Raw genomic sequence first — 25,450 nt, 5'->3', positions numbered from 1 at the left:
GCAGACCGGTACAGTCCCACCCATGACCGCCCGGCTCTCCGATATCGCAGCACAGGCGGGTGTCAGCGAGGCCACCGTCAGCCGGGTTCTCAACGGGAAGCCCGGCGTCTCCGCCACCACCCGCCAGTCCGTGCTCGCCGCCCTCGACGTGCTGGGCTACGAGCGCCCGGTGCGGCTGCGGCAGCGCAGCGCGGGGCTGGTCGGGCTGATCACGCCGGAGCTGGAGAACCCGATCTTCCCGGCCTTTGCGCAGGTCATCGGGCAGGCGTTGACCCGCCAGGGCTATACGCCGGTCCTCGCGACGCAGACGCCGGGCGGCTCCACGGAGGACGAGCTGACCGAGATGCTGGTCGACCGCGGGGTGGCCGGCATCATCTTCGTCTCCGGGCTGCACGCCGACACCTCCGCCGATATGCAGCGCTACGAGCAGTTGCGCGGCCAGGGCGTGCCGTTCGTCCTCATCAACGGCTTCTCCGACAAGGTGCAGGCGCCCTTCGTCTCCCCCGACGACCGGGCCGCGGTGGATCTGGCCGTCACCCACCTCAGCGCGCTCGGCCACCGGCGGATCGGGCTGGCGCTCGGCCCCAAGCGCTTCGTGCCCGTGCAGCGCAAGATCGAGGGCTTCGTACGCGCCATGCAGGAGCGGCTGCAGACCGGCCCGGCCGAGACCGAGCCCTTCATTCAGCACTCCCTCTACACACTGGAGGGCGGCCAGGCCGCGGCGGGCGCGCTGATCGAGCGGGGCGCCACGGCCCTCGTCTGCGCCAGCGACATGATGGCGCTCGGCGCGATCCGGGCGGCCCGGCAGCGCGGGCTCGACGTCCCGCGCGAGATCTCCGTGGTCGGCTTCGACGACTCCCCGCTCATCGCCTTCACCGATCCGCCGCTGACCACGATCCGGCAGCCGGTCACGGCCATGGGGCAGGCGGCCGTGCGCGCGCTGCTGGAGGAGATCGGCGGCACCCCGGCCCCGCACAGCGAGTTCGTCTTCCACCCCGAGCTGGTGGTGCGCGGATCGACCGCCTCGGCCCCGAAACCGGCCAGGATCCCGAAGCCGCTGCGGGCTACCTGAGGGCTCCCTGAGGGCTGCTTCCCCCAGAAATACGGGGGTCCGGCGTCCCTCTTGAGACCGATATGCGGCTTCGAATACCCGACCGAAGGATGATCGCCGGTACGCCCCTTTCTGGCAGACTGTCTGCCTATGGGTGAAGCGAATACGAGGACGCTGGACGGCCTGCCGACCACCCCGCCACCCAAGGGGGAACGCGCGGACCACCCGGTGGCCGAGAGGCGGATGGCCCGTCTGCGTGCTCCTCGCACCCCCCGGCTCTGGTTCGAGATCCTGCTGATCGCGGTCAGTTACTGGACGTACTCGCTGATCCGCAACGCGGTGCCCGAGCAGAAGGCCAAGGCCCTGAGGAACGCCGACTGGATCTGGCAGGCGGAGCACGCCCTCGGAATCGCCGTCGAACACACCGTCAACCATGCCGTGAACTCCGTGACATGGCTGATCGTCACGATGAACTACTACTACGCGACGCTGCACTTCATCGTGACGATCGGGGTGCTGGTCTGGCTCTACCGGTGGCACCCCGGCCGCTACGCCGCCGCCCGGCTGGCACTCTTCGCCACCACCGGCATCGCCCTGATCGGCTACTACTTCTACCCGTTGGCGCCACCCCGGCTGATGCCGGACGGCGGCTTCATCGACACTGTCGTCCACCACGGGACCTGGGGCTCACTGGCCTCCGGCAACCTCGCCTCGATGTCCAACCAGTACGCCGCGATGCCGTCGATGCACATCGGCTGGTCCCTGTGGTGCGGCATCACCATCGCACTCCTCGCCCGCTCCCGCTGGGCCAAGACCCTCGGCCTCCTCTACCCCGCCACGACCCTCCTGGTCATCGTCTCCACCGCCAACCACTTCTGGCTGGACGCGATGGGGGGCGTGCTGTGCCTCGCCTTCGGCCTCGTGGTGGCGTGCGTGTGGTACGGGGCGTTGCCGCATCGGCTGTCACGTCTGTCGCCCGTGACGGCGTGAGCCCGGGCCTCATACGGCCTCCGCGCGCCCTCTTCCACGAAGCCTGAGGAGGGGCGGGTGGCGGGTGCCGCGTCGCCGAGCCGCGTTCACCGATGGGCGGCCAGCACTGCCGCAAGGCCTTCTTGCAGGTCCTTGACGAAATACTCGGGAACCTCCAGCGACGGGAAATGTCCCCCGCTTTCGGGCGACCTCCATCGGACGATCTGCCGGTACCGCTCCTGTGCCCAGGGGCGCGGACACTTCTCGATGTCGCGGGGATACATAGTGATTGCTGACGGGACGTCGACCCGAAGCTCGGGGTCCAGCGAGTTGTGGCTTTCGTAGTAAATGCGGGCCGCCGAAGCGCCGGTCCGCGTCAGCCAATACAGGGTGACGTCGTCAAGAACCCGGTCTCTGGAAATCGTCTCGAACGGGCTGTCTTCGGTATCTGTCCACTCGGCGAACTTGTCAAGGATCCAGGCAAGAAGCCCGACCGGTGAGTCGACGAGCGAGTAGCCGATGGTCTGCGGCCGGGTCGCCTGCTGCTTCGCGTACGCCGCGCGGTGGCGCCAGAAATCGCGGGTTTCCTCGGTCCACTGGCGCTCGACCGCCGTCAGCCCGTCCGTTGTCAACCCGGGCGGCGCCTCCGCGAACAATGTGTGGATGCCGAGAACGTGCGCCGGGAACCTGCCGCCGAGAACCGTGGTGATATTGCCTCCCCAGTCGCCGCCGTGGGCTGCGAACTTGCGGTAGCCGAGCCTTCCCATCAGTTCCACCCATGCGGCCGCGATCTTTTCGGTTCCCCACCCGGTGGTGGCCGGCTTGTCGCTGTAACCAAAGCCCGGTAGCGACGGGACCACGACGTGGAACGCCGGCGCGCCTGCCTCTTTCGGATCTGCCAGCTCGTCCACTACATCGATGAACTCAGCAATGCTGCCTGGCCAGCCGTGCGTCAAGATCAGAGGAGTGGCATCCGCGCGCGCGGATCGGCGGTGCAGGAAGTGGATTCCCAGATCGTCAATGGTCGTGCGGAACTGGCCGATCCGGTGAAGGCGCTCTTCGAACGACCGCCAGTTGTACCCGGTGCGCCAGTAGTTCACGAGATCGACGAGGTCGGCGAGAGGAACGCCCTGTTCCCATCGGCGAGGGCCGGGCGCGGCGCGATGGACCGTCTCGGCCTCCGGTAGTCGCGCCGCGGCCAGTCGCGCGCGCAGATCGTCGAGGTCGGCATCAGTTGCGTGGGCTTCAAATGCTTGCACCTCGGTGGTGGGACGGGGCATGAGACCTCCTGGCCATCGCGGAACCGGCTAAGGCGGTTCTAGCAGTTCTCCGAGCCACGCTGCAACCCCCTAAGGTGGTTCCATGCATGCTGGATTCCCTGACTTCCGCCTCGGCAAGGTGCTGGCGACCAGCTTCACGGGGACGCTGTCGGAGCGTTATGGCAACGCCGTGGAGCGCATTCCCACGCCGCACCGACTCGTCGACTGGCTGGCAGTGAACGGCCTCGCCGTGGACTCCTGCACCACTGCCCAGCTCGACCTCGCCCGGGAACTGAGGGAGTCGATTCACGCCGCCGCGACAGCGGCCGCGATCCAGGACGCTCTCCCTGCGCCGGCTGTCCAAGTCATCAATGACTGCAGCGCTCAGGGCCGGGCCGCGGCGATCCTGACGCCCGAGGGTAAGCGGCGATGGCGGCTCGGCTCGGCTTCCTGCGTGGAAGATGCCCTCAGCGTGATCGCCGCCGACGCGATCAGCATCATCGCCGGCGAACGAGACGGAAAATTGGCCTTGTGTGCCTCACCAACCTGCCAAGCCGCCTTCTTCGACACCAGCCAGAGCCGCACCCGCAAATGGTGTGACATGAACACGTGCGGGAATCGTCAGAAGAAAGCGCGCTTCCATGCCAACCAGCGCAAAAACCCCAGATCAGCGGAGTGATCGTTACCTCGGTACATCCAAGTGGGCCCCACGCCTGCGACCCTTCAGCGAGGCGACGGCCCGAGCGGCACCCCGGCCCTCACGCGCCGTAAAAGATCTCCTCGACCACGCCGCGTGCCCGCCTGGTGATGCGGCGGTAGTCGTCGATCATCTCGCCGATGTGGCCCTCCTCGTAGCCCAGGTAGCGGCCCACGGCTGCCACTTCCCGGCCGTCAACGGGGAACGTGTCGCCGGGGCGGGCACGCACCACCATGACGGCGTTGCGTACCCGGGCAGCCAGGACCCAGGCCTCGTCGAGGGTCTGGGCGTCCTCGGTGTCGATCAGGCCGGCGGCGTGCGCGGCCGCCAACGCCTCGCGGGTGCGGGTGGTGCGCAGGCCGGGGACCTCCCAGCCGTGCTGCATCTGCAGGAGTTGCACCGTCCATTCGACGTCGCTGAGGCCGCCGCGGCCGAGCTTGGCGTGGGTGGTGGGGTCGGCGCCGCGGGGCAGCCGCTCGGCCTCCATCCGGGCCTTGAGCTTGCGGATCTCGCGGACCGCGTCGTCGCCCAGGCCCTCGGCCGGATAACGCAGCGGGTCGATCAGCTCGATGAACCGCTCCCCCAGTTCGGCGTCGCCCGCGACCGGTTCGGCGCGCAGCAGGGCCTGCGACTCCCACACCAGCGACCAGCGCCGGTAGTAGGCCGCGTACGAGGCGAGGGTCCGTACCAGCGGGCCCGACCTGCCCTCCGGGCGCAGGTCCGCGTCGATGGGCAACGGTGGGTCGGAGGAGGGGAGTTCGAGCAGCCGGCGCATCTCGTTGGCGACGGCGTGGGCGGCCTTGGCGGCCTCCTGTTCATCGGCGCCCTCGCGCGGCTCGTGGACGAAGAGGACATCGGCGTCCGAGCCGTAGCTCAGCTCGCGGCCGCCGAAGCGGCCCATGCCGATCACCGTGAAGCGGGTGGGCAGGGTGTCGCCCCACTGCTGGCGGACCGCGGCGCGCAGGGCGCCGGCGAGGGTGGCGGCGTTGAGGTCGGAGACCGCGGAGCCGACGGCGTCGACGGAGTGGCCGTGATCGTTGTCCGCCGGGCTGAACTCCGTGCCGTACGCGCCGATGACGTCCGCGGCGGCCGTGCGGAACAGCTCTCTGCGGCGCACTCCGCGGGCCGCCGCGACCGCCGCCTCCGCGCCGTCCGCGCGGCCGACCGCGGCCAGCACCTCCTGCTCCAGCGCGGCCCGGCTGCGTGGCTGCAGCCCGTCGGGGGCACCGAGCAGCGCGACCGCCTCGGGGGCGCGCAGCAGCAGATCGGGGGCGAGCCGGCCGGCGGACAGCACCCGGGCGAGGTTTTCGGCGGCCGCGCCCTCGTCGCGCAGCAGCCGCAGATACCAGGGCGTCTTGCCGAGCGCGTCGGAGACCTTGCGGAAGTTGAGCAGTCCGGCGTCCGGGTCGGCGGAGTCCGCGAACCAGGCCAGCAGCACCGGCAGCAGCGTCCGCTGGATGGCGGCCTTGCGGGTCACGCCGGACGCCAGCGCCTCCAGATGCCGCAGCGCGGCCACCGGGTCGGCGTAGCCGAGCGCTTCGAGGCGGTGGCCGGCGGCCCGGGCGGAGAGCCGGGTCTCGCCGGGCTCCAGCGTGGCGACGGCATCGAGCAGCGGACGGTAGAAGAGCTTTTCGTGCAGCCGGCGCACTTCGCGGGCGTGCCACTTCCACTCCTTGCGGAGGGTGTCGACCGGTTCGGTCCGCAGGCCCAACGAGCGTGCCAGGCGCCGCTGTTCGCCCTCGCCCTCGGGCATCAGATGGGTACGGCGCATCCGGAAGAGCTGGATGCGGTGCTCCAGCGTGCGCAGGAAGCGGTAGGCGGCGTCCAGGGCCGCGGCGTCCTGGCGTCCGACGTAGCCGCCGGCGGCCAGTGCCGCGAGGGCGTCGAGGGTGGTGGCGCTGCGTAGCGTGGCATCGCTGCGGCCGTGCACCAACTGCAGGAGCTGGACGGCGAATTCGACGTCGCGCAGGCCGCCGGGGCCGAGCTTGAGCTCCCGCTCGACCTGGGCCGCGGGGATGTTCTCGACGACCCGGCGGCGCATCTGGCGCACATCGGCGACGAAGTTCTCCCGCTCGGCGACCTCCCACACCATCGGTGCCAGCGCGTCCACGTACTCCTGGCCCAGCTGCAGGTCGCCGGCCATCGGCCGGGCCTTGAGCAGCGCCTGGAACTCCCAGGTCTTGGCCCAGCGCTGGTAGTAGGCGAGGTGGCTGGAGAGGGTGCGCACCAGCGGTCCGTTGCGGCCCTCGGGGCGCAGGTTGGCGTCCACCGGCCAGATCGTGCCCTCGACGGTGTTGTCCGAGCACAGACGCATCATCCGGGCGGCGAGCCGGGTCGCGGCCTGCAGCGCCTGGGCCTCGTCCACGCCCTCCTTGGCCTCGGCGACGAAGATGACATCGACGTCCGAGACGTAGTTCAGCTCGCGGCCGCCGCATTTGCCCATGCCGATGACGGCCAGCCGGGACACCGCGGCGTCGCCGGGCGCCTCCTCGTAGCTGATCTCCAGGGCGGCCCGTACCGTGGCGGTGGCCAGGTCCGCCAGCTCGGCCGCGGCCTCGGCGACATCGGTCGTGCCGCACACATCGCGGGCGGCGATGCCCAGCAGGGAGCGGCGGTAGGCGGTGCGCAGCGCGTCGGCGCGGGGCCGTTCGGCGTTCTGGCCGGCCCAGATCCCCTCGGCGAGCGCCAGCTCGAACTCGGGGGTGGTGGGGTGCAGGTCGACCGACTCGTAGGTGACCAGCGACTGCCAGTCGCGCGGGTGCCGGACGAGATGGTCGGCAAGCGCCTCGGAGGCGCCCAGCACTCCCAGCAGCCGGTCGCGCAGCGGTTTCGCCGCGACGATGGTGCTCAGCAGCGTCTGCTGCTCGTCCTCTTCCTGCGCCTCCACCAGCCGGACCAGGCTGTGCAGTGCCAGGTCCGGGTCGGCGGTGGCGCCCAGGGCTTCGAGCAGCACCGAGTCATCACGCACGGAGGCGAGTTCGGGGGCGTCCAGCAGCTCCCCGGCCGCCGAGGGGTTGGTGAAACCGTGCCTCAGCAGCCGGGTGTAGGTGCTGCTCCGCCGGCCCTGCGGAGCGGGAAGTGCCATGGGTGCAGCCTCTCGGTGGCGCGGTGGCTCAGAGCACGGGCAGCATCTTGCGCAGCTCGAAGGCGGTGACCTCGGAGCGGTACTCCTCCCACTCCTGCTTCTTGTTGCGGAGGAAGAAGTCGAAGACGTGCTCGCCAAGCGTCTCGGCGACCAGTTCGCTGCGCTCCATCAGCTCAATGGCCTCGCCGAGGTTCTGCGGCAGCGGCTCGATGCCCATCGCCCGGCGCTCGGAGTCGGACAGCGCCCAGACGTCGTCATCGGCGCCGGCCGGCAGCTCGTAGCCCTCCTCGATGCCCTTGAGACCGGCCGCGAGCAGCACCGCGTAGGTCAGGTAGGGGTTGGCGCCGGAGTCGATGGAGCGGACCTCGACCCGCGTGGAGCCCATCTTGCCGGGCTTGTACATCGGGACGCGGATCAGCGCGGAGCGGTTGTTGTGGCCCCAGCAGATGTACGAGGGGGCCTCGCCGCCGGCGCCCGCGGTGCGGTTGGCGCCGCCCCAGATGCGCTTGTAGGAGTTGACCCACTGGTTGGTGACGGCCGAGATCTCGCCCGCGTGCCGGAGCAGTCCGGCGATGAACGAGCGCCCGACCTTGGAGAGTTGGTACTCCGAGCCGGACTCGTGGAAGGCGTTGCGGTCGCCCTCGAAGAGGGAGAGGTGGGTGTGCATGCCGGAGCCCGGGTACTCCGAGAACGGCTTGGGCATGAACGTCGCCTGGACGCCCTGCTCCAGGGCCACCTGCTTCATGACCAGCCGGAACGTCATGATGTTGTCGGCGGTCGAGAGGGCGTCGGCGTAGCGCAGGTCGATCTCCTGCTGGCCGGGGGCGCCCTCGTGGTGGCTGAACTCCACCGAGATGCCCATCGACTCCAGCATCGTGATCGCCTGCCGGCGGAAGTCCATGCCGACGTTCTGCGGGGTGTGGTCGAAGTAGCCCGAGGAGTCGCCGGGGGTCGGCCGCTGGCCGTCCACGGGCTTGTCCTTGAGCAGGAAGAACTCGATCTCCGGGTGGGTGTAGAAGGTGAACCCGAGGTCGGAGGTCTTGGCCAGGATGCGCTTGAGGACGTAGCGCGGGTCGGCGTAGGAGGGGGAGCCGTCCGGCATCAGGATGTCGCAGAACATCCGGGCGGTGCCGGGGGCCTCGGCGCGCCAGGGCAGGATCTGGAAGGTGCCGGGGTCCGGCTTGGCGATCATGTCGGACTCGTACACCCGGGCGAACCCCTCGATGGCCGAGCCGTCGAAGCCGATGCCCTCGTCGAAGGCCTGCTCCAGCTCCGCGGGAGCCACCGCCACGGACTTGAGGAAACCGAGGACATCGGTGAACCACAGCCGTACGAAGCGGATGTCGCGCTCCTCGAGCGTGCGGAGCACAAACTCCTGCTGCTTGTCCATGGGTCACCAATCCTTGCAGGTCAATCGGCCTGTCCACACGCGCCGGATCACGCGACGTGGCACACCAGTATCACGTGAGGGGGTTACCGTCACATTACGCACCCTTGGCCTGAATCAGAACCGCCGTCCCGTAACCCTCACCCCGCATCCTTCCCGCGGCGAGCGGGCTCAGCGCAGCGGACGGGGGCAAACGGGGGGCTTGGCGGAGTCTTGAAGCGGGCCTGAGCGGCCGTTGACCCGGTGTTGAAGGGTCCGTTCCCTGGCCTTCCTACGCTGATCAGCGGCCGGCCCCCTCGGCGACGAACCCACCGGCCGGGCGCCGAGAAGGGACAGGGAACAGAGAGACGGACATGCACCCCAGCCCCGTCGTCCCCGAGCGGGACGCCTGGCTCCTTGCGCACAGCTCGGCCCTGCTGCGGCCCGGGGAGGCGGCGCAGCTACTCGGCGAGCTGCCCCGCGGCCGGTTCACCCTGCGGACCGAGCCGCATCCCGCGCGCCACACCCGCCGGGTGGACCTCTCCTTCCCCGACGGATCCTGGCTGGCGCCGGAGGCCGCGGAGCGGGAGCAGGTGCCGCAGCTCAGCGGCCTGCTGTCCGCCCTCTGAGCGCAGCCCGCCCCCGCCCGGCGGACGGCGCCGCCACGCCCCGCCGGAGGGCTCCGGTCACCCGCCGGACGGCGCAATGGCACTCCGTCCGGCGGGCCACCACGAGACCCATACCCCTCGGGGGTAGATTGCGGCAAGCGGACCTCCTCCCGCGTCCGCCGGTTCGCCGTCCGTCGAGAGGTCCGCGATGCAGGAACAGGGCAAGACCGCCGCGTGGTGCGGCCGTCTGCTGCTGTTCACCGCGCCGCCTGCCGCCCTCGCTCCCCTCCGGACGCCCGCCCTGCCGGCCTTCCTCGGCGCCGGCGCCCCGGCCGAGTGCCGGGAGACCGGCCGGTGGCCGATATCCGGGCCGCCGCGCCCCACACTCCTCATCTGAACTGTCGGTGCCGCGCGTGCAGGAGCGCGCCCCGCCGCCGACGCCCACCGGAGCCCGCGGCAGTGCCCTCACCCCGCCCAGATCACCACCGACATCGTCTCGAGGTGTTTCTCCCATGCGTACGCACTCCCGCCGCGCCGTGCTCGGCGCAGGTCTCGCCGCCGCCGGCAGCGGCCTGCTCTCCGCCTGCGCCACCGGCAAGACCGGCTCCGGCCCGCACTCCGGTATGGACGGCATGAACGGCATGGCCGCGTCCACCGGTCCGGACGACCGCCCCCCGTCCGGCTATGTGTCCCCGCACGGCCCGGAGGTCGCCGAGGCCGAGCGCAGGCGGGGTGCGGGCCCCTTGCGCCGCTTCGCGCTGACCGCCGGGATCAGCCGGTTCGACCTGGGCGGCCGTACCGTCGAGACCTGGGCGTACGGCGATGCGCTGCCCGGCAAGATCATGCGCGTCACCGCGGGCGACCGGATCGCACTGACCCTCACCAACCACCTTCCGCAGTCCACGACGCTGCACTGGCACGGGCTGACGGTGCGCAACGACATGGACGGCGTCCCCGGGGTGACCCAGCGGTCCATCAGGCCCGGCAGCACGTTCGACTACCACTTCGCGGTCACCACCCCCGGCACCCACTGGGTGCATCCGCACTCCGGTCTCCAGTTGGACCGCGGGCTGTACGCCCCCCTGATCGTCGACGACCCCAGGGAAGCGCTCTCCTACGACAAGGAGTGGATCGTCCTGCTGGACGACTGGGTCGACGGGGTCGACGGGAGCACACCCGAAGACGTGCTCAAGCAGTTGCACGGGGGCGTGGACCGCGGGCCCATGAGCCATGGCGAGACGGAGATGGGCCACCCACGGGGCAGCGGCCGCGGAGCCCACGCCATGGGGGGCGCGGCCGTCCCCTCCGACGGCCCGTCGCGGATGCTCAAGGGCGCCCGGAGCAGGCTGCTCGGCCACGACGCGGGGGATGTGGACCACCCCTACCACCTCGTCAACGGCCGCACCGTCCATGACCCGCGGACCTTCCGCGCCCGGCCCGGCGACCGCATCCGTATCCGCTTCATCAACGCGGGCAGCGAGACCGCCTACCGCGTCGCACTCGGCGACCACCGGATGACCGTGACGCACACCGACGGCCTGCCCGTCGAGCACGCCGAGACCGATGCGCTGCTCATCGGGATGGCCGAACGCTATGACGTCCTGGTCACGGCCGGGGACGGCGTCTTCCCGCTCACCGTGCTCGCCGAGGGCAAGGGGCGCTCCGCGCTGGGCCTGCTGCGCACCGGGGGCGGCGAGGCACCCGGCGCGTCCGCCCGGCCCAAGAGCCTGTACGGCAGGATCATGACGGCGGACCGGCTCACGGCCGCCGAGTCGGTGCGGTCCATGTCGCGCCGCCCCGACCGCACCATCGAAATGACCCTCACCGGGACCATGGAGAAGTACGACTGGGCGATCAACGGGAGCCCGTACACGCCCTCCCAGCGGTATCCCGTCGAGGCCGGTGAGCGGGTCCGGATCATCTTCCGCAACCACACCAGGATGTGGCACCCGATGCATCTGCACGGCCACACCTTCACGCTGCCCGACGGCGGGCCCCGCAAGGACACCACGATCCTGCTGCCCGGCCGCAGGGTGGACGTCGATTTCCACGCCGACAACCCCGGTCTGTGGATGGTCCACTGCCACAACATCTACCACTCGGAGTCCGGGATGATGACGGTCATCGGGTACCGCAAGAAGTACCGGAAGTAGAAGAAGCGGCGGCCCGGGGGTGGCGAAGGGCGTCTCCGCCCTTCTCCACCCCCCATTGCGTCAGAAAGACGATTACACTGGCGTCGTGCCTCAACTTCGTCTCGCCCTCAACCAGATCGACAGCTGTGTCGGCGCTCTCGACCGGAACGCCGAGACGATCCTGCGCTGGACCCGGCACGCCGCCGACCAGGGCGCGCACCTCGTCGCCTTCCCCGAGATGGCGCTGACCGGCTATCCCGTCGAGGACCTGGCGCTGCGCCCCTCGTTCGTCGAGGCGAGCCGCGACGCGCTGCGGACGCTGGCCGGCCGGCTGGCGTCGCAGGGCCTGGGCGACCTCCCGGTGATCGTCGGCTATCTCGACCGCGGTGCGCAGGCCAGGCCGCGCTACGGCCGGCCGGCGGGCGCCCCGCAGAACGCCGCCGCCGTGCTGTACCGCGGCGAGGTCGCGCTGACCTTCGCCAAGCACCACCTTCCCAACTACGGCGTCTTCGACGAGTTCCGCTACTTCGTCCCCGGCGACACCCTGCCCGTCCTGCGGGTGCACGGGGTGGATGTCGCGCTCGCCATCTGCGAGGACCTGTGGCAGGACGGCGGACGGGTGCCGGCGACGCGCAGCGCGGGCGCCGGGCTCCTGGTGTCGGTCAACGCCTCGCCCTACGAGCGGGACAAGGACGACACCCGCCTGGAGCTGGTCCGCAAGCGGGCCCAGGAGGCCGGCTGCACCACCGCCTATCTGGCGATGATCGGCGGGCAGGACGAGCTGGTCTTCGACGGCGACTCGATCGTCGTCGACAAGGACGGCACCGTGATCGCGCGGGCACCGCAGTTCGCGGAGGGCTGTGTGCTGGTCGATCTGGACCTGCCCGCCGCGGCGCCGGTGCCCCCGTCGGGCGTGCTGGACGACGGGCTGCGCGTCGACCACCGCGTCCTGTCGCCCGACCCGCTGCCGCCCTACCCGCCCGAGACGCCCGGCGGCGAGGCCGACCGCCTCACGGACCTGGAGGAGATCTACACCGCGCTGGTCGTCGGCCTGCGCGCCTATGCCGCCAAGAACGGCTTCGGCAGCGTGGTGCTCGGCCTCTCCGGCGGCATCGACTCGGCGCTGGTCGCCACGCTCGCCTGCGACGCCCTGGGGGCGGAGCACGTGCACGCCGTGGCGATGCCCTCCCGCTACTCGTCGGAGCACTCCCTCACCGACGCCGCCGAACTCGCGAGCCGTACGGGCCTGGCATTCCGTACGGTGCCGATCGGCCCGATGTTCGACGCCTATATGGCGGCGCTGCCGCTGACCGGGCTGGCCGAGGAGAATCTGCAGTCGCGGCTGCGGGGCACCACCTTGATGGCCCTCTCCAACCAGGAAGGCCACCTGGTCCTCGCCCCCGGCAACAAGTCCGAGCTGGCCTGCGGCTATTCGACCCTCTACGGCGACTCGGTGGGCGGTTACGGCCCCATCAAGGACGTCTACAAGTCGGTCGTCTACCAGCTGGCCCGCTGGCGCAACCAGGCCGCCGCCGACCGCGGCCGGATCCCGCCGATCCCGGAGAACACCCTCACCAAGCCCCCGAGCGCCGAGCTGCGCCCCGGCCAGGTCGACACCGACTCACTGCCCGACTACGACATCCTGGACCGCATCCTGGAGCTCTATGTCGACCACGACCGCGGCCGGGAGGACATCGTCGCCCAGGGCTTCGACGAGGCCCTGGTGACGCGGGTCCTGCGGATGGTGGACCACGCCGAGTACAAGCGCCGCCAGTACCCGCCCGGCCCCAAGATCTCCGCGAAGGGCTTCGGCAAGGACCGGCGGCTGCCGATCACCAACCACTGGCGGGAGGGGAGCTGACGGGGCGTCGGCTTCCTTCCGCGGTCTGCCCGGCCGCCGTCTCGCCGCTGCCGGTCCCACCGCTGTGGCTCTCACCGCTGTGGCTCTCACCGCTGTGGCTCTCACCGCTGTGGCTCTCACCGCTGTGGCTCTCACCGCTGCGGGCCACGATCCGGGAGGAGTCGTGGGCACCGCGGTCCAGGAGACCGGCCACGACGGCGACGGCCAGCCCCAGGGCGGCCAGCACCGCGCCGACCAGGGTCGGGGAGGTCCAGCCCCAGCCTGCCGCCAGGGCCAGGCCGCCGACCCAGGCGCCCCCGGCGTTGGCGAGGTTGAAGGCGGACTGGTTGGAGGCGGCGGCCAGCGTCGGGGCCTGCTGGGCCTTGTTCATGACCAGCATCTGCAGGGGCGTGGTGGTCAGGAAGCCGACCGCGCCGATGAGGACGACCGTCACCAGCGCCGCCCACTTCACCTGGGCGGTGAAATGGAAGGCCGTCAGGACGAGGGCCAGGGCGGCCAGCGAGCCGTAGAGGGTCGGGCGCAGGGCCCGGTCGGTGAGCGGTCCCGCGGCGAGCGCGCCGAGGGTCATCCCGATGCCGAAGAGGGCGAGGACCAGCGGCACCGAGCCCGCGGCGAAGCCGGTGACCTCGGTCATCATCGACGCGAGGTAGCTGTAGACGGCGAAGATCCCGGCGAAGCCGAAGACGGTGGTGAGCAGGCCGAGCAGCACCTGGCGGTTGCCCAGCGCCCGCAGCTCGCTGCCGAGCCCGGAGCGCTCCTCGGCCGGCAGCGGGGGGATCAGCCGGGCCAGGGCGGCCATGGCGGCCAGCCCGATGGCGGCGACGACGAGGAAGGTGGCGCGCCAGCCGAGCTGCTGGCCCAGCAGGGTCGCCGCGGGGACGCCGATGATGTTGGCGACGGTCAGGCCGAGGAACATCGTGGCGACCGCACGGGCCTGGCGGCCCTCGCGCACCAGCCGGGCGGCGACCACCGCGCCGACGCCGAAGAACGCACCGTGCGGGAGCCCGGCCAGCAGCCGGCCGGCGATCAGCAGCCCGAAGGTGGGAGCCAGGGCGGAGGCGAGGTTGCCGACGGTGAAGACCGCCATCAGGCCCACCAGCATCCGCTTGCGCGGGATGCGGGAGCCGAGGGCGGTCAGGAGCGGGGCGCCGATGACGACGCCGAGGGCATAGGCGGAGACGAGGTAGCCGGCGGTGGGCACGGAGGTGCCCAGATCGTCCGCGACGTCGGGCAGCAGGCCCATCATCACGAATTCCGTGGTGCCGATACCGAAGGCCGAGATCGCAAGCGCGAGCAGAGCCAAGGGCATGAAAGACCTTTCAGGGTTTTGCGTGCGGGCGGGCACGCAGCGCACGGACCGTAAGCACTTAAGTTCTCTTACGGAACAAAGTCTCTCAGGCGCAGTATTCCAGCGGGGGAACGGGACGTGACGAACCCGCGTCGGATCCCCGTCGGCAGCCCGTCGGTCAGATCTTCACCGTCGCCGCGACCGGAAGGTGGTCGCTGCCGGTCTCGGGCATCACCCAGGCATTGACCGGGTCCATCCCCTTCATCATGATCTGGTCGATCCGGGCCATCGGGAACGCGGCCGGCCAGCTGAAGCCGAAGCCGTCACCCGCCGCGCCCTGGGCGGAGCGCATCTGGGAGGTGACCGGGGCCAGCGAGCGGTCGTTCATGGTGCCGTTGAGGTCGCCGAGCAGCATGACCTTCTGCTCCGGGTCGGCGGCGATCGCCTCGCCGAGCGCCGCGGCGCTGCCGTCGCGCTGGTTGGCGGTGAAGCCCGCCGCGACCTTGACGCGTACCGACGGCAGATGCGCGACGTAGACGGCGAACTTCTGGCCGTCGGCGGCGGTGACGGTGGCCCGCAGCGCGCGGGTCCAGCCCATCTTGATGTCCACCGGCTTCGTCTCGGACAGCGGGCGCTTGCTCCACAGCCCGACGGTGCCCTCGACCGTGTGGTACGGATACGCCTTCGCCAGCCCCTTCCGGTAGGCGGGCAGGGCGTCGCCGGTCAGCTCCTCCAGGGCCACCACATCGGCGTCGGAGGCCACGATGTCCCGCGCGGTGGACGCCGGGTCGGGGTTGTCGGCATTGACGTTGTGGGTGGCGACCGTGAGATTGCCGCCGTTGCCGGCCTTGTCGGTGATCTGCCCGCCGAAGAGGCTGATCCAGGCGAACACCGGCAGCACCAGCGCCACCAGCGCGGTCGCCGAGCGGCGCAGCACCGCGACGACGAGCAGCAGCGGGAGGCACAGCCCCAGCCACGGCAGGAAGGTCTCCAGCAGACTGCCCAGGTTCCCCACGGTGTTGGGGATCTGGGAGTGCAGCATCATCAGCAGGCCCACCAGGACCGCGAGCACCGCGAGCACGATGCCGCGCCGCCACATGCCCTCCGGACGCCACCAGTTCCGCAGGCGTTCGGCCCGGGAACCGGCCTGCCCGGGGTTGTGCCCCTGTCCCGGCTCCGTCATGTATGCCTGCGCCATGTAGCTGTCCTCACTGCGTTGCTTCGCGCCTGACCTGTGGTCTCCGACCCTAGGCGATGGTCCGTAATGCGCTTTCTTAGAAGTGAGGACGGCATGGTGGCGGGTCGGGGTTCCGGTACCGGGGTTCATGACAGCGGCTGTGACAGAACAGGCACGGGCCGGTCATACGGGGCCGTCTGCACACGGAGTGCCGGGGTGGGTGTCCTTGCTCCCAAGGCCCCTGCCGCACCGCGGAGTTCGGCCCGCCGCCGTATCTGCCGCCCCCGTATCGGGCGCCGTCGCATCCGGCGCCGCCGTCGCATCCGGCGCCTCCGTATCCGTCGCCGCCGGCCGTACGCCCTCCAGGACCATGTCGACGATGTCCGCCGGAAGACTCTCGGGCAGTTCCTTCCACTCGTGCAGGAGGGCGCGGGCCAGCATCGGACCGACGAAGAGGTCGGCGACGGTCTCCAGGTCCCGGTCGGTGCGGATATCGCCGTTCGCCACCCCGCGCCGGAGCACCCCGAGCAGCGCCTCGCGGCGAGCCCGTACGACGGTGTCGTGGTACTCCGCCCACAGCTCGGGCTGCGCATGGCTGACGAGGGTGCGCAGCAGCGCGGAGCTGCGCCTGGCCAGGCCGCGGCGGCGCAGGAATTCCAGCAGCGAGACCAGGTCGTCGCGTACCGAGGTGCCGTCCAGGAGCGGGCCCGGGACGTCCAGGGACCGCATGACATCGAGCATCAGGGCGCTCTTCCCCGGCCAGCGGCGGTAGACCGTGGCCTTGCCGACGCCTGCCTCCCGGGCGATGCGCTCCATGGACAGCTCAGTTATGGAGGCCCCGTCCTCGATCAGGCGCAGCACGGCCTCGATGATGGCCGAGTCGGCCGCGGCGCTGCGCGGCCGGCCGCGGCGCCCGGGGACCGCCGGGCCCGGCCGCTCCCCGGCCGCCGCCCCGGAGTCCGCCGCCGCCCGGCTCATCGCTCCACGCCCGCCGTCCGCTCTTCCTGCGGCTCGGCCGGCTGCGGCGCCGGTGCCGTTTTGCCCGGCAGGAAGGCCGCGGCCACCACGAGCCCCAGCAGCGCGACGGCGGCCGAGCCGAGCGCGGTGATGTGCATGGCGTGGATGAAGGCGTCGTCGGCCACGGCGGCCAGCGACCGGCCCGCCGGTCCCATCCTGTCCGCGAGCCCGTGGGTCGCCTCGATGGATTCCCCGGCCGCGTGCCGGGCGGCGGGCGGTACTCCCGGCAGCCGGTCGAGGGTGTCCTGCATACGGTCGCGGTAGCTCGTCGACAGCAGCGAGCCGAGGACGGCGACGCCGAGGGTGCCGCCGACCTGCCGGAAGACGTTGTTGAGCGCCGAGCCGGAGCCGGCCTTCTCCCGGGGCAGCGCCTGCATGACCGCGACGGTGGCCGGCGGCATGATGTGCGCCATACCGGCGCCCTGCAGGAAGAACAGCGCCTCCAGGACCCAGATCGGGGTGTCGGTGTCCAGCAGCAGCATGCCCGACATGGTGGTGGCCACCACGAACATGCTGAAGGTGCACACCGCGCGGGCGCCGTACTGGTCGACGGCGAGCCGGGCCCGTGGCGCGAAGATCGTCTGGGCGGCGGCCAGCGGCAGGAACAGCATCCCGGCCTGCAGCGGGGTGTAGCCGCGCACGCTCTGGATGTAGAAGACGGTGAAGAACGCGACACCCATCAGCGCGAAGAAGACCAGCGCGATGGCGGCGATGGCGGCCGAGAAGGCGGGGCTGCGGAAGTAGCTGATGTCGATGGACGGATGGTCGCTGTGCTTCTGGTGCAGCACGAAGACGACCAGCACCACCAGGCCGCCGGCGATCGCGCCGACCACCTGCGGGTCGGCGAAGTCGGCGAGCTGACCGCCCTTGATGATGCCGTAGACCAGCAGGACGAGCCCGACGACGGACAGCAGCACCCCGAACGGGTCCAGCCGGCCGGGACCGGGGTCCTTGGAGTCGGGCACCAGGATCACCATCGCGATCAGCGAGACCACGACGACCGGGGCGTTGATCATGAAGACCGAGCCCCACCAGAAGTGGCTGAGCAGAAGCCCTCCGGCGATCGGGCCGACCGCGATGGCCAGCCCCACCCCGCCGGCCCAGATGCCGATCGCCCGGGGCTGCTCCTCCCGCTCGAAGACGTTCATCAGGATGGCGAGGGTGGACGGCATCACGAAGGCGCCGCCCAGCCCCATCAGCGCGCGGAAGGTGATCAGCTCCGCCGGCGATCCGGAGACCCCGGCGAGCACCGACCCGGCACCGAAGACGGCCAGGCCGAAAAGCAGCGTTTTCTTGCGGCCCACCCGGTCGCCGAGCAGGCCCGCGGTGAACAGCAGACCGGCGAAGACCAGCGTGTAGGAGTTGATCGCCCACTCCAGCTCGCTCTGGGTGGCGCCGAGGCCGAGCGGGGCCGGAGTCGCGATCGTCTTCATGGCGACATTGAGGATCGAGTTGTCCAGCACCACGATCAGCAGGCTGAGCATGAGGGTGGACAGGATCGCCCAGCGGCGGCGGTGGACGGGGTCCGGGATCTGTCGGGCCGGCGGTGCGCCCGGGATGCTGGAGGAGGAGGCCATGCCCGGCACCCTAGGGAGATTCCGATACGGCACCGTTCCGTATCGGGTAGCCGCGCGGGCAGGTCCCTTCTTCCGGGCGAAGCGGTGGCCGTCTTCCGGCCGAAGCGAGAGCGGTCCTCCGGGCGGAGCAGGGGTGGCTTCCGGCCGAAGCGAGAGCGGTCACGCCCCTTCCCTTTTCCTTTGCACGCGGGCCGTGCCAGCATGGAGACGAGTCCGGGGACACCGTCAGGGTGCCTCGAGATGACGAACAGGAGCCGTCACCATGACGCAGCCTTCGCCTGCCCAGAAGCCGGTTGCCAAGTCTCTGTACGGGGGCTCGGGGTCGCGCCGGATCACCGTCCGGGACATCGCCGCCGCCAAGGAGCGCGGCGAGAAGTGGCCGATGCTCACCGCCTACGACGCCATGACCGCCTCCGTCTTCGACGAGGCCGGCATCCCCGTTCTGCTCGTCGGTGACTCGATGGGCAACTGTCACCTCGGTTACGAATCCACCGTGCCGGTCACCATGGACGAGACCACCCTGCTGTCCGCGGCGGTCGTCCGGGGCACGAGGCGCGCGCTCGTCGTCGGCGATCTGCCGTTCGGCTCGTACCAGGAAGGCCCGGTGCAGGCGCTGCGCAACGCCACCCGGCTGGTGAAGGAAGCGGGCGTGGGCGCCGTCAAGCTGGAGGGCGGCGAGCGCTCCGCCGACCAGGTGGAGCTGCTGGTCTCGTCCGGCATCCCGGTGATGGCCCATGTCGGGCTGACCCCGCAGTCGGTCCACGCCTACGGCGGCTACCCCGTCCAGGGCCGCGGCGAGGAGGCGGCCCAGCAGCTGCTGCGGGACGCCAAGGCGGTGCAGGACGCCGGTGCGTTCGCGGTCGTCCTGGAGGCGGTACCGGCCGAGCTGGCGGCCGAGGTCACCCGTTCGCTCTACATCCCGACCGTCGGTATCGGCGCCGGCCCGGACTGCGACGCCCAGGTGCTGGTATGGACCGACATGGCCGGAATGACGGCCGGCCGGGTCCCGAAGTTCGTCAAGCAGTACGTTGCCCTGCGGGAGCTGCTCGGAAGCGCGGCCAAGGAGTTCGCCGAGGACGTCGTCGGCGGCGCGTTTCCGGCGGAGCCGCATCTCTTTCACTGAACCGTCTACGTTGGCTTTCCCGCCGTGGGGGTTTCTCACCGTTTCGCTGCGCTTTGCCTCGGCCCGTTTTTGGCTTTCTCGCCGTTGCGCCTGCGGCGGGCCAGGTCCGCTGCGCGGGGCTGTGGGTGCGGTGACGGGCCTGCGGGGCAGGGGTGTGGGACTGCTTCGCTTTACGTCCCACACCCCTGCCCCTCCGGCCCGTCCCCTCCCGTGGGTGAGTGAGTGAATGTGGGTGGGGGCGGGCCACGGTCGTAGGCATTTCCACGTGTTCCACGAGCAGCACCGGACCACCTACGCGCACTCCCACCGGCCTTCTTCCCACCCCCCAACGGGAGGGGACGGGCCGGAGCGGGTGGGTGTCCGGACGTAAAGCGAAGCAGTCCGGACACCCACCCGCGCAGGCCCGTCACCGCACCCCGACAGCCCCGCGCAGCGGACCCGCCCCGCGCAGCGGACCCCGCCCGCCGCCAGGCGCAGGCGCAACGGCGGAAAAGCCAAAAACGGGCGGAGGCAAAGCGCAGCGGACGGGCCCGCCGCCAGGCGCAGGCGCAACGGCGGGAAAGCCAAAAACGGGCGAAGGCAAAGCGCAGCGGACGGGCCCGCCGCCAGGCGCAACAAAGAGAAACCCCCACGGCGGGAAAGCCGAAAACGTGGGAAGGCAACGGCCTTGTAGGCAAACTGTCGGTGCGCTGTCGGTGGCAGCTGACACCTTGGGGTCATGACGCGACAGACGATATCCACCAAGGGCGGCAACGCCGTGGAGGTGCGCGGTCTGGTCAAGCACTTCGGCGCGGTCAAGGCCGTCGACGGGGTGGACCTGGACGTGAAGGAAGGCACCGTGCTCGGCGTGCTCGGCCCCAATGGCGCCGGCAAGACGACCCTCGTGCGGTGCCTGTCCACCCTCCTTGTGCCGGACGCCGGCAGCGCCTTCGTGGCCGGCTTCGATGTGGTGCGCCAGCCCCGCGCACTGCGCCGCACCATCGGCCTGACCGGGCAGTACGCCTCGGTCGACGAAAAGCTCTCCGGCTGGGAGAACCTCTACATGATCGGGCGGCTGCTCGATCTGTCCCGCAAGGACGCCCGCCGCCGCGCGGACGAGATGCTGGAGCGGTTCTCGCTGACCGAGGCCGCCAAGCGGGCCGCGGCCAAGTACTCCGGCGGTATGCGCCGCCGGCTCGACCTGGCCGCTTCGATGATCGGCCAACCGGCGGTCCTCTACCTGGACGAGCCGACCACCGGCCTGGACCCCCGCACCCGTAACGAGGTGTGGCAGGAGGTCCAGCGGATGGTGCGCGACGGCGCCACGGTGCTGCTGACCACCCAGTACATGGAAGAGGCCGAGCAGTTGGCCAACGAGCTGACGGTCATCGACCGCGGCCGGGTGATCGCCGAGGGCCAGGTGGACGAGCTCAAGGCCAAGGTCGGCGGGCGGACGCTGCAGATCCGGCCGTCGGACCCCGGCGAGCTGGACCGGATGGCCGAGGCCGTCGCCCGGGCCGGTCTGGACGGCATCGCGGGTGCCACCGCCGACCACGACGGGGGTGTGGTCAACGTACCGATCATCAGCGATGAGCAGCTGACCGCGGTGGTCAATGTGCTCGGCCGGGAGGGCATCGCGCTCGCCGGGATCAGCACCCATCTGCCCAGTCTGGACGAGGTGTTCCTGGCCATCACCGGCCAGAAGACCTCCGAGGCCGAGGCCGGATCCGGTTCCGAGGACGCCATGGACGAGCAGTACGCGGGGGTGTCGGCATGAGTACGGCAACGATGGCGGCGCCACGGGTGAAGGCCGGCGCCGATGAGGGCCGGATCGGTCTGCGGGCCAATCTGCGGCACATCGGGGCGCTGGTGCGGCGCAACGCCCTGCAGATCAAGCAGGACCCGGAGTCCATGATGGACGTCCTGCTGATGCCGATCATCTTCATCCTGCTGTTCACCTATGTCTTCGGCGGCGCGATCGCCGGCAAGGGCCACCAGCACGATTACATCCAGCGCCTGGTGCCCGGCATGATGGCGATGCTGGGCATGAACATCGCCATGGCGGTGGGCAGCGGCGTCAACGAGGACTTCCGCAAGGGCGTGATGGACCGCTTCCGGACGATGCCCATCGCCCGGTCCTCGGTCCTCATCGCCAAGATCGTCGTCGAGATCGGCCGGATGCTGATCGCCACCGCGATCCTGCTCGGCATGGGATTCCTGCTCGGGCTGGAGATCAAGGGCAGCATGCTCGCGTTCTTGTCTGCGGTCGTGCTGTCCACCGCCTTCGGCGCCGCCCTGATGTGGATCTTCATCCTGCTGGGACTCACCGTGAAGACCCCTCAGGCGGTCCAGGGCATGGCGATGCTGGTACTGATGCCGCTGCAGTTCGGCTCGTCGATCTTCGCGCCGACGACCTCGATGCCCGGCTGGCTGGAGGGGTTCACCAAGGTCAACCCGCTCTCCAATCTGGCGGACGCGTCCCGTGCGCTGATCAACGACCAGGGGGCGGTGGCCCACCCGGCACTGGTCACCCTCGGCTGGGCGGTCGCCATCACGGCCGTCACCATGCCGCTCGCGGTGGCGAAGTTCCGCAAGAAGACCTGACGCGCGTCCCGCAGGGGGCTTCCCTGCGGGACCGCCTTCGCCCGGCTCGCGTCAGATGAGGGCGGTGGCCTCTTCGAGGGAGAGGCCACCGCCTTCGGCGTACGCCTGTACATAGGCCGTATCGCCCACCAGTGCCCGCGCGGCCGCCTCGGTACGGGCCCGGTCGTCGCGGATGATCCGCGGCGGGACATGGCTGGCTGCCCGCAGCGCGTCGTACGCCCCCACCAGACGCGCCGCGTCGCGCCCCGCCCACTCGCCCCGCACCGCCATCAACACCCGTGCACCGGTGAGGATTTGCACCACGGGAAGGTCCGGCGCAACCATCTGCGTCAGGGGGTCCTTCATGCGGTCCATGGCCGTCCGGAACCTCGTCAGCAGGCTCTCCTCGCGGTGGCCCTCTTCCAGGTCCAGCGAGATCAGCGACGACTCCAGCATCCCGGTGAACAGGTCCGGGGCGCGCGAGGCGAAGGCCTCGCGCACCGCGTGCAGTTCCGACCGCGCCTCCCGGAGAGCCCCCTTCGTCGTCAGCCACATCGCGAGGGTCAGCCGGGCGAACGGCTCGGTGTCCCGGCCGCTGTTGCCCTTCACCGCCTCGGCCAGCACCTCACGCAGCATCCGCTCGCCGGTCTCCGCCTGGCCGTCCTCGATCAGTACGGCACCCAGCTGGCAGCGCAGCAGCAGGGTCTGGCCGTGCGCCCCCAGGTTCTCGGCATGCACCATCGCCGCCCGGTAGTCACGCGCCGCCTGCGCGTACGCGCCCCGCCTCTCATGGGTTTCGGCGCGTCCCGCCAGCGCCTCGGCCACGCCCCATATGTCGCCGATCCTCAGGAAGGTGCGCAGCGCCTCGTCGGCATCGCGGGCCGCCTGCGCCAGCCCGCCGGCACGGTCGTTGAGGATCTTCGAGCGGAACTGCAGGATGTAGGCGAGCTCCCATTCGTAGCCGAGGTCGCGGCAGGCCTGCACCGCGCCTTCGACCAGCTCGGCCAGTTCGTCGAACCGTCCGGTGATCAGCACCGCGTAGTACCACAGCGCGCCGGGCACCTTGCAGGTCTGCGGCATACCGGTGCGGTAGACGGTGAGCATCCCGGCCAGCTCTTCCTGCATCGCCGGATCGTGCAGCGCCTCGATATCGCTGTCCCGGCTGGAGAGCGCGACCAGCCGGACCTCGCGGCGGGCCTCCTGCAGTTGTTCGGGAGCCATCGGCGGGGGTGCGTCGATGGGTCTCTCGTGCAGGACGGGGGCCGGTTCGGCGGGCGGGGTGAAGGGGTTGGGGCCGAGCGCGGCGGCCGCCGTCGCCCAGTGGCGGGCGTCGCTGCGGTGGTCGCGCAGCGACCAGAACCACTGCAGGGACAGCACCAGGCACAGCGCCTCGTGCTCGTCACGTGCGGCGAGGGCGCGGCGCAGCGCGGTGCGCAGGTTGTCGTGCTCCAGCTCCAGCCGCGCCATGCCCGCGCGCTGGCCGGGGCCGCGCAGCAACGGGTCGGTGGTGCGGGCCAGTTCGCGGTAGGCGACGAGGTGGCGGCGCTCGGCACCGGCCCGTTCCCCGGCCTCGTCCAGCCGCTCGCCGGCGTACTCCCCCACCGTCTCCAGCAGCCGGTAGCGCATCTCTCCCCCGCCAAAACGGCTGCCGCCCGGCACCTGGCCGGCCGGGGCCGCGACCACCAGCGATTTGTCGATCAGTGAGCCGAGCAGCGCGGCCACCTCGCGCCGGTCGACGCCGTCGCCCGCGCACACCTCCTCGGCAGCGGCCAGATCGCAGCCGCCGGCGAAGACGGACAGCCGGCGCAGCACCGCCCGTTCGGGCTCGTCGGTCAGGTCCCAGGACCAGTCCACGACCGCGCGCAGCGTCTGCTGGCGGGGCAGCACGGTCCGGCTGCCGCTGGTCAGCAGCCGGAAACGGTCGTCGAGCCGGTCGGCGAGCTGCCGGGGCGTCAGCAACCGCAGCCGGGCCGCGGCGAGTTCGATGGCGAGCGGCAGCCCGTCCAGCCGGCGGCAGATCTCGGTGCAGGCCGCGGTGGTTTCCTCATCGGCCTCGATACGGAAGCCGGGCAGGGCGGCGGCCCCGCGGTCGGCCAGCAGCCGCAGGGCGACGGGGGCGGGCAGCGGCTCGACCGGCCGCAGCACCTCGCCCGGTACGGCCAGCGGCTCCCGGCTGGTGGCCAGCACCGTCACCCCGGGGCAGTCGGCCAGCAGCCGCTCGGCGAGCTCGGCGGCGGCGCCGATCACATGCTCGCAGTTGTCGAGGACGAGCAGCATCCGGCGTCCCGCGCAGTGCTCGGCGAGCCGGCCGAGCGGGTCCAGGGCGGTCGGATCGGCGGCGGCCCGCAGGCCTTCCGCGGTGGTGCCGCGGACGACCGTCTCGCGGGCCCCGAGCGCGGTCAGCACCGCCTCGGGCACGGTCTGCGGATCGTCCACCGGTGCCAGCTCGGCCAGCCATACGCCGTGCGGCCAGGCGTCCGGCAGCGCGGCCGCGGCGGCCTCCGCGCCCTCCTGCGACAGCCGGGTCTTGCCGGCGCCGCCGGGGCCCAGCAGCGTCACCAGCCGGTGCTCGGCCAGATCGGCGCGGATCGCCGCCAGATCGGTGTCCCGCCCGACGAAGGAGGTGAGCCGGGCGCGGAGGTTGCCGGGGCGGGGGCGGGGCGGGGTGAGGTAGGGAGCGGGGACGGCTGAGGGAGCGGGGACGGCTGTGGGGGCGCCGGGGCCGGGCGGGTGTGCGGTGGCCGGGACGTGAGTGGCACCGGGGAGGTGAGCGTCACCGGGGACGTGGGTGGCACCGGGAGCGCCGGGGTGCACAGGCGGCGGCACCGTCTCCGCCGGCGGACGGAGCAGTTCCGCGTGCAGGGCGCGCAGCTCCGGGCCCGGGTCCGCGCCGAGGCGGTCGGCGAGGCCGGTGCGTATCTCCTCGTAGGCCGCCAGTGCCTCCGCCGTACGGCCCGCGGCCCGCAGCGCGCGCAGCCGCAGGGCCTGGAGGGGTTCGTCCAGCGGGTGGTCCTGGCACAGCGCGTGGAGGGTGGGCAGCGCCCGGTCGGCCCGGCCGAGGGCGAGGTCGGCGGCGAGGCGGGTGCGCTGGGCGTCCAGGCGGCGGCGTTCGGCGCGGGAGGCCTCGGCGCCCGCGTCCGGCAGATCGGCGAGGGCCGGACCGCGCCAGAGCGCCAGGGCGTCGTCGAGCAGGGCGGCGGCACCGGCCGGGTCCGCGGCGGTCAGCGCCCGGCCGCCCTCCGCCGCAAGCCGCTCGAAACGGTGCAGATCGACGGCGTCGGGCTCGGCGCACAGCCGGTAGCCGCCGTCGGCCGAGGCCACCGCGGCATGCCCCAGGGCACGGCGCAGCCGGCCGACCAGCGCCTGCAGCGCCCCGGCCGCGTCGGCGGGCGGGTCCAGGCCCCAGATGTCGGAGATCAGTACATCCGGGGAGAGTGCCCGGCCGGGGCGCAGCGCGAGGGCGGCGAGCAGCGCGCGCAGGCGTGGTCCGCCGATCGCGACGGGGGTGCCGTCGGGCCGGTCGGCCTGGGTGGTGCCGAGAATTCCGTAGCGCACCGGCCCATTGTCGTCGAAAGCCAGAACTCTCCAGGCACCAAGCGTCGTTTTCGGGTGCACGGGTCCTGGGCAGGGGTCCGTGCACGAGCCCGCCGGCACACCGCCGTGCGCCGGCCGCCGTGA

Annotated in this window: 17 protein-coding genes and 1 pseudogene; 10 read left to right on the top strand and 8 right to left on the bottom strand. The window is 71.4% G+C overall.

Annotated features, from left to right (window positions below; genetic code table 11):
• The first annotated feature begins 22 nt into the window (after positions 1 to 22).
• A complete protein-coding gene (locus OHS81_RS26590; protein WP_328387172.1) occupies positions 23 to 1,072 on the top strand; it encodes a LacI family DNA-binding transcriptional regulator in 1,050 nt (349 codons plus the stop codon).
• A gap of 129 nt (positions 1,073 to 1,201) precedes the next feature.
• A complete protein-coding gene (locus tag OHS81_RS26585; protein WP_328387171.1) occupies positions 1,202 to 2,041 on the top strand; it encodes a phosphatase PAP2 family protein in 840 nt (279 codons plus the stop codon).
• An 86-nt stretch (positions 2,042 to 2,127) separates the two neighbouring features.
• Here the strand turns inward: OHS81_RS26585 and OHS81_RS26580 are convergent, their stop codons facing one another.
• Positions 2,128 to 3,300: an epoxide hydrolase family protein gene (locus OHS81_RS26580; RefSeq protein ID WP_328387170.1), complete on the bottom strand. Its 1,173-nt coding sequence runs from the start codon at positions 3,298 to 3,300 to the stop codon at positions 2,128 to 2,130.
• Between the two features lie 82 nt (positions 3,301 to 3,382).
• Here OHS81_RS26580 and OHS81_RS26575 point away from each other — a divergent pair, with 82 nt between their 5' ends.
• The gene (locus OHS81_RS26575) at positions 3,383 to 3,958 is read left to right on the top strand and encodes a CGNR zinc finger domain-containing protein (protein WP_328387169.1); all 576 of its coding nucleotides are present in this window, start codon (positions 3,383 to 3,385) and stop codon (positions 3,956 to 3,958) included.
• A 79-nt stretch (positions 3,959 to 4,037) separates the two neighbouring features.
• Here the strand turns inward: OHS81_RS26575 and OHS81_RS26570 are convergent, their stop codons facing one another.
• Both OHS81_RS26570 and glnA read right to left on the bottom strand, forming a co-directional pair.
• Positions 4,038 to 7,061, bottom strand: coding sequence for a bifunctional [glutamine synthetase] adenylyltransferase/[glutamine synthetase]-adenylyl-L-tyrosine phosphorylase (locus OHS81_RS26570; protein WP_328387168.1), 3,024 nt, complete (start codon positions 7,059 to 7,061; stop codon positions 4,038 to 4,040).
• Between the two features lie 28 nt (positions 7,062 to 7,089).
• A complete protein-coding gene (glnA, locus tag OHS81_RS26565; RefSeq protein ID WP_018090204.1) occupies positions 7,090 to 8,451 on the bottom strand; it encodes a type I glutamate--ammonia ligase in 1,362 nt (453 codons plus the stop codon).
• Between the two features lie 350 nt (positions 8,452 to 8,801).
• On the opposite strand from glnA, the gene OHS81_RS26560 reads away from it, so the two are divergent.
• The 4 genes from OHS81_RS26560 to OHS81_RS26545 all read left to right on the top strand — a co-directional run bounded on the left by OHS81_RS26560 (position 8,802) and on the right by OHS81_RS26545 (position 13,028).
• Complete coding sequence (locus OHS81_RS26560) at positions 8,802 to 9,056, top strand: hypothetical protein (RefSeq protein WP_328387167.1); 255 nt, start codon at positions 8,802 to 8,804, stop codon at positions 9,054 to 9,056.
• A gap of 187 nt (positions 9,057 to 9,243) precedes the next feature.
• Complete coding sequence (locus tag OHS81_RS26555; RefSeq protein ID WP_328387166.1) at positions 9,244 to 9,432, top strand: hypothetical protein; 189 nt, start codon at positions 9,244 to 9,246, stop codon at positions 9,430 to 9,432.
• Positions 9,433 to 9,547: 115 nt separating this feature from the next.
• The gene (locus OHS81_RS26550) at positions 9,548 to 11,188 is read left to right on the top strand and encodes a multicopper oxidase family protein (RefSeq protein WP_328387165.1); all 1,641 of its coding nucleotides are present in this window, start codon (positions 9,548 to 9,550) and stop codon (positions 11,186 to 11,188) included.
• A gap of 85 nt (positions 11,189 to 11,273) precedes the next feature.
• A complete protein-coding gene (locus OHS81_RS26545) occupies positions 11,274 to 13,028 on the top strand; it encodes an NAD+ synthase (RefSeq protein ID WP_328387164.1) in 1,755 nt (584 codons plus the stop codon).
• On the opposite strand, the gene OHS81_RS26540 is transcribed toward OHS81_RS26545, so the two are convergent.
• From OHS81_RS26540 to OHS81_RS26525, 4 genes and pseudogenes are all read right to left on the bottom strand, one after another.
• Complete coding sequence (locus tag OHS81_RS26540; protein ID WP_328387163.1) at positions 13,000 to 14,337, bottom strand: MFS transporter; 1,338 nt, start codon at positions 14,335 to 14,337, stop codon at positions 13,000 to 13,002. The genes OHS81_RS26545 and OHS81_RS26540 overlap by 29 nt on opposite strands.
• A 157-nt stretch (positions 14,338 to 14,494) precedes the next feature.
• Positions 14,495 to 15,499 carry an endonuclease/exonuclease/phosphatase family protein gene (locus OHS81_RS26535; RefSeq protein WP_443058870.1) on the bottom strand — a complete coding sequence of 335 codons (1,005 nt, stop codon included), beginning with the start codon at positions 15,497 to 15,499 and terminating at the stop codon, positions 14,495 to 14,497.
• Between the two features lie 336 nt (positions 15,500 to 15,835).
• Positions 15,836 to 16,471 (bottom strand): annotated as a pseudogene (locus OHS81_RS26530) (TetR/AcrR family transcriptional regulator); the annotation flags it as partial.
• Positions 16,468 to 18,087: an MFS transporter gene (locus OHS81_RS26525; protein WP_328387161.1), complete on the bottom strand. Its 1,620-nt coding sequence runs from the start codon at positions 18,085 to 18,087 to the stop codon at positions 16,468 to 16,470. The pseudogene OHS81_RS26530 and the gene OHS81_RS26525, both read right to left, overlap by 4 nt.
• Positions 18,088 to 18,349: 262 nt before the next feature.
• On the opposite strand from OHS81_RS26525, the gene panB reads away from it, so the two are divergent.
• The 3 genes from panB (at position 18,350) to OHS81_RS26510 (ending at position 21,793) form a co-directional block, all read left to right on the top strand.
• Entirely contained in the window at positions 18,350 to 19,210 is an 861-nt protein-coding gene (gene panB, locus OHS81_RS26520; protein WP_328387160.1) for a 3-methyl-2-oxobutanoate hydroxymethyltransferase, read from the top strand.
• 718 nt (positions 19,211 to 19,928) lie between these two features.
• Complete coding sequence (locus OHS81_RS26515; protein WP_328387159.1) at positions 19,929 to 20,966, top strand: ATP-binding cassette domain-containing protein; 1,038 nt, start codon at positions 19,929 to 19,931, stop codon at positions 20,964 to 20,966.
• Complete coding sequence (locus OHS81_RS26510; protein ID WP_328387158.1) at positions 20,963 to 21,793, top strand: ABC transporter permease; 831 nt, start codon at positions 20,963 to 20,965, stop codon at positions 21,791 to 21,793. The genes OHS81_RS26515 and OHS81_RS26510 overlap by 4 nt, the downstream gene beginning before the upstream one ends.
• A 51-nt stretch (positions 21,794 to 21,844) precedes the next feature.
• Here OHS81_RS26510 and OHS81_RS26505 read toward each other — a convergent pair whose 3' ends face one another.
• On the bottom strand, positions 21,845 to 25,327 hold the full coding sequence (locus OHS81_RS26505) for an AfsR/SARP family transcriptional regulator (RefSeq protein WP_328387157.1): 3,483 nt from the start codon (positions 25,325 to 25,327) through the stop codon (positions 21,845 to 21,847).
• Positions 25,328 to 25,450 lie beyond the last annotated feature (123 nt).

Origin of the sequence: Streptomyces sp. NBC_00400, from assembly GCF_036048035.1 — a bacterium.
In the GTDB taxonomy this organism is placed as follows: domain Bacteria; phylum Actinomycetota; class Actinomycetes; order Streptomycetales; family Streptomycetaceae; genus Streptomyces.
The sequence above is the reverse complement of the archived record's forward strand: the minus strand, read 5'-3'. Positions and strand labels throughout refer to the sequence as shown.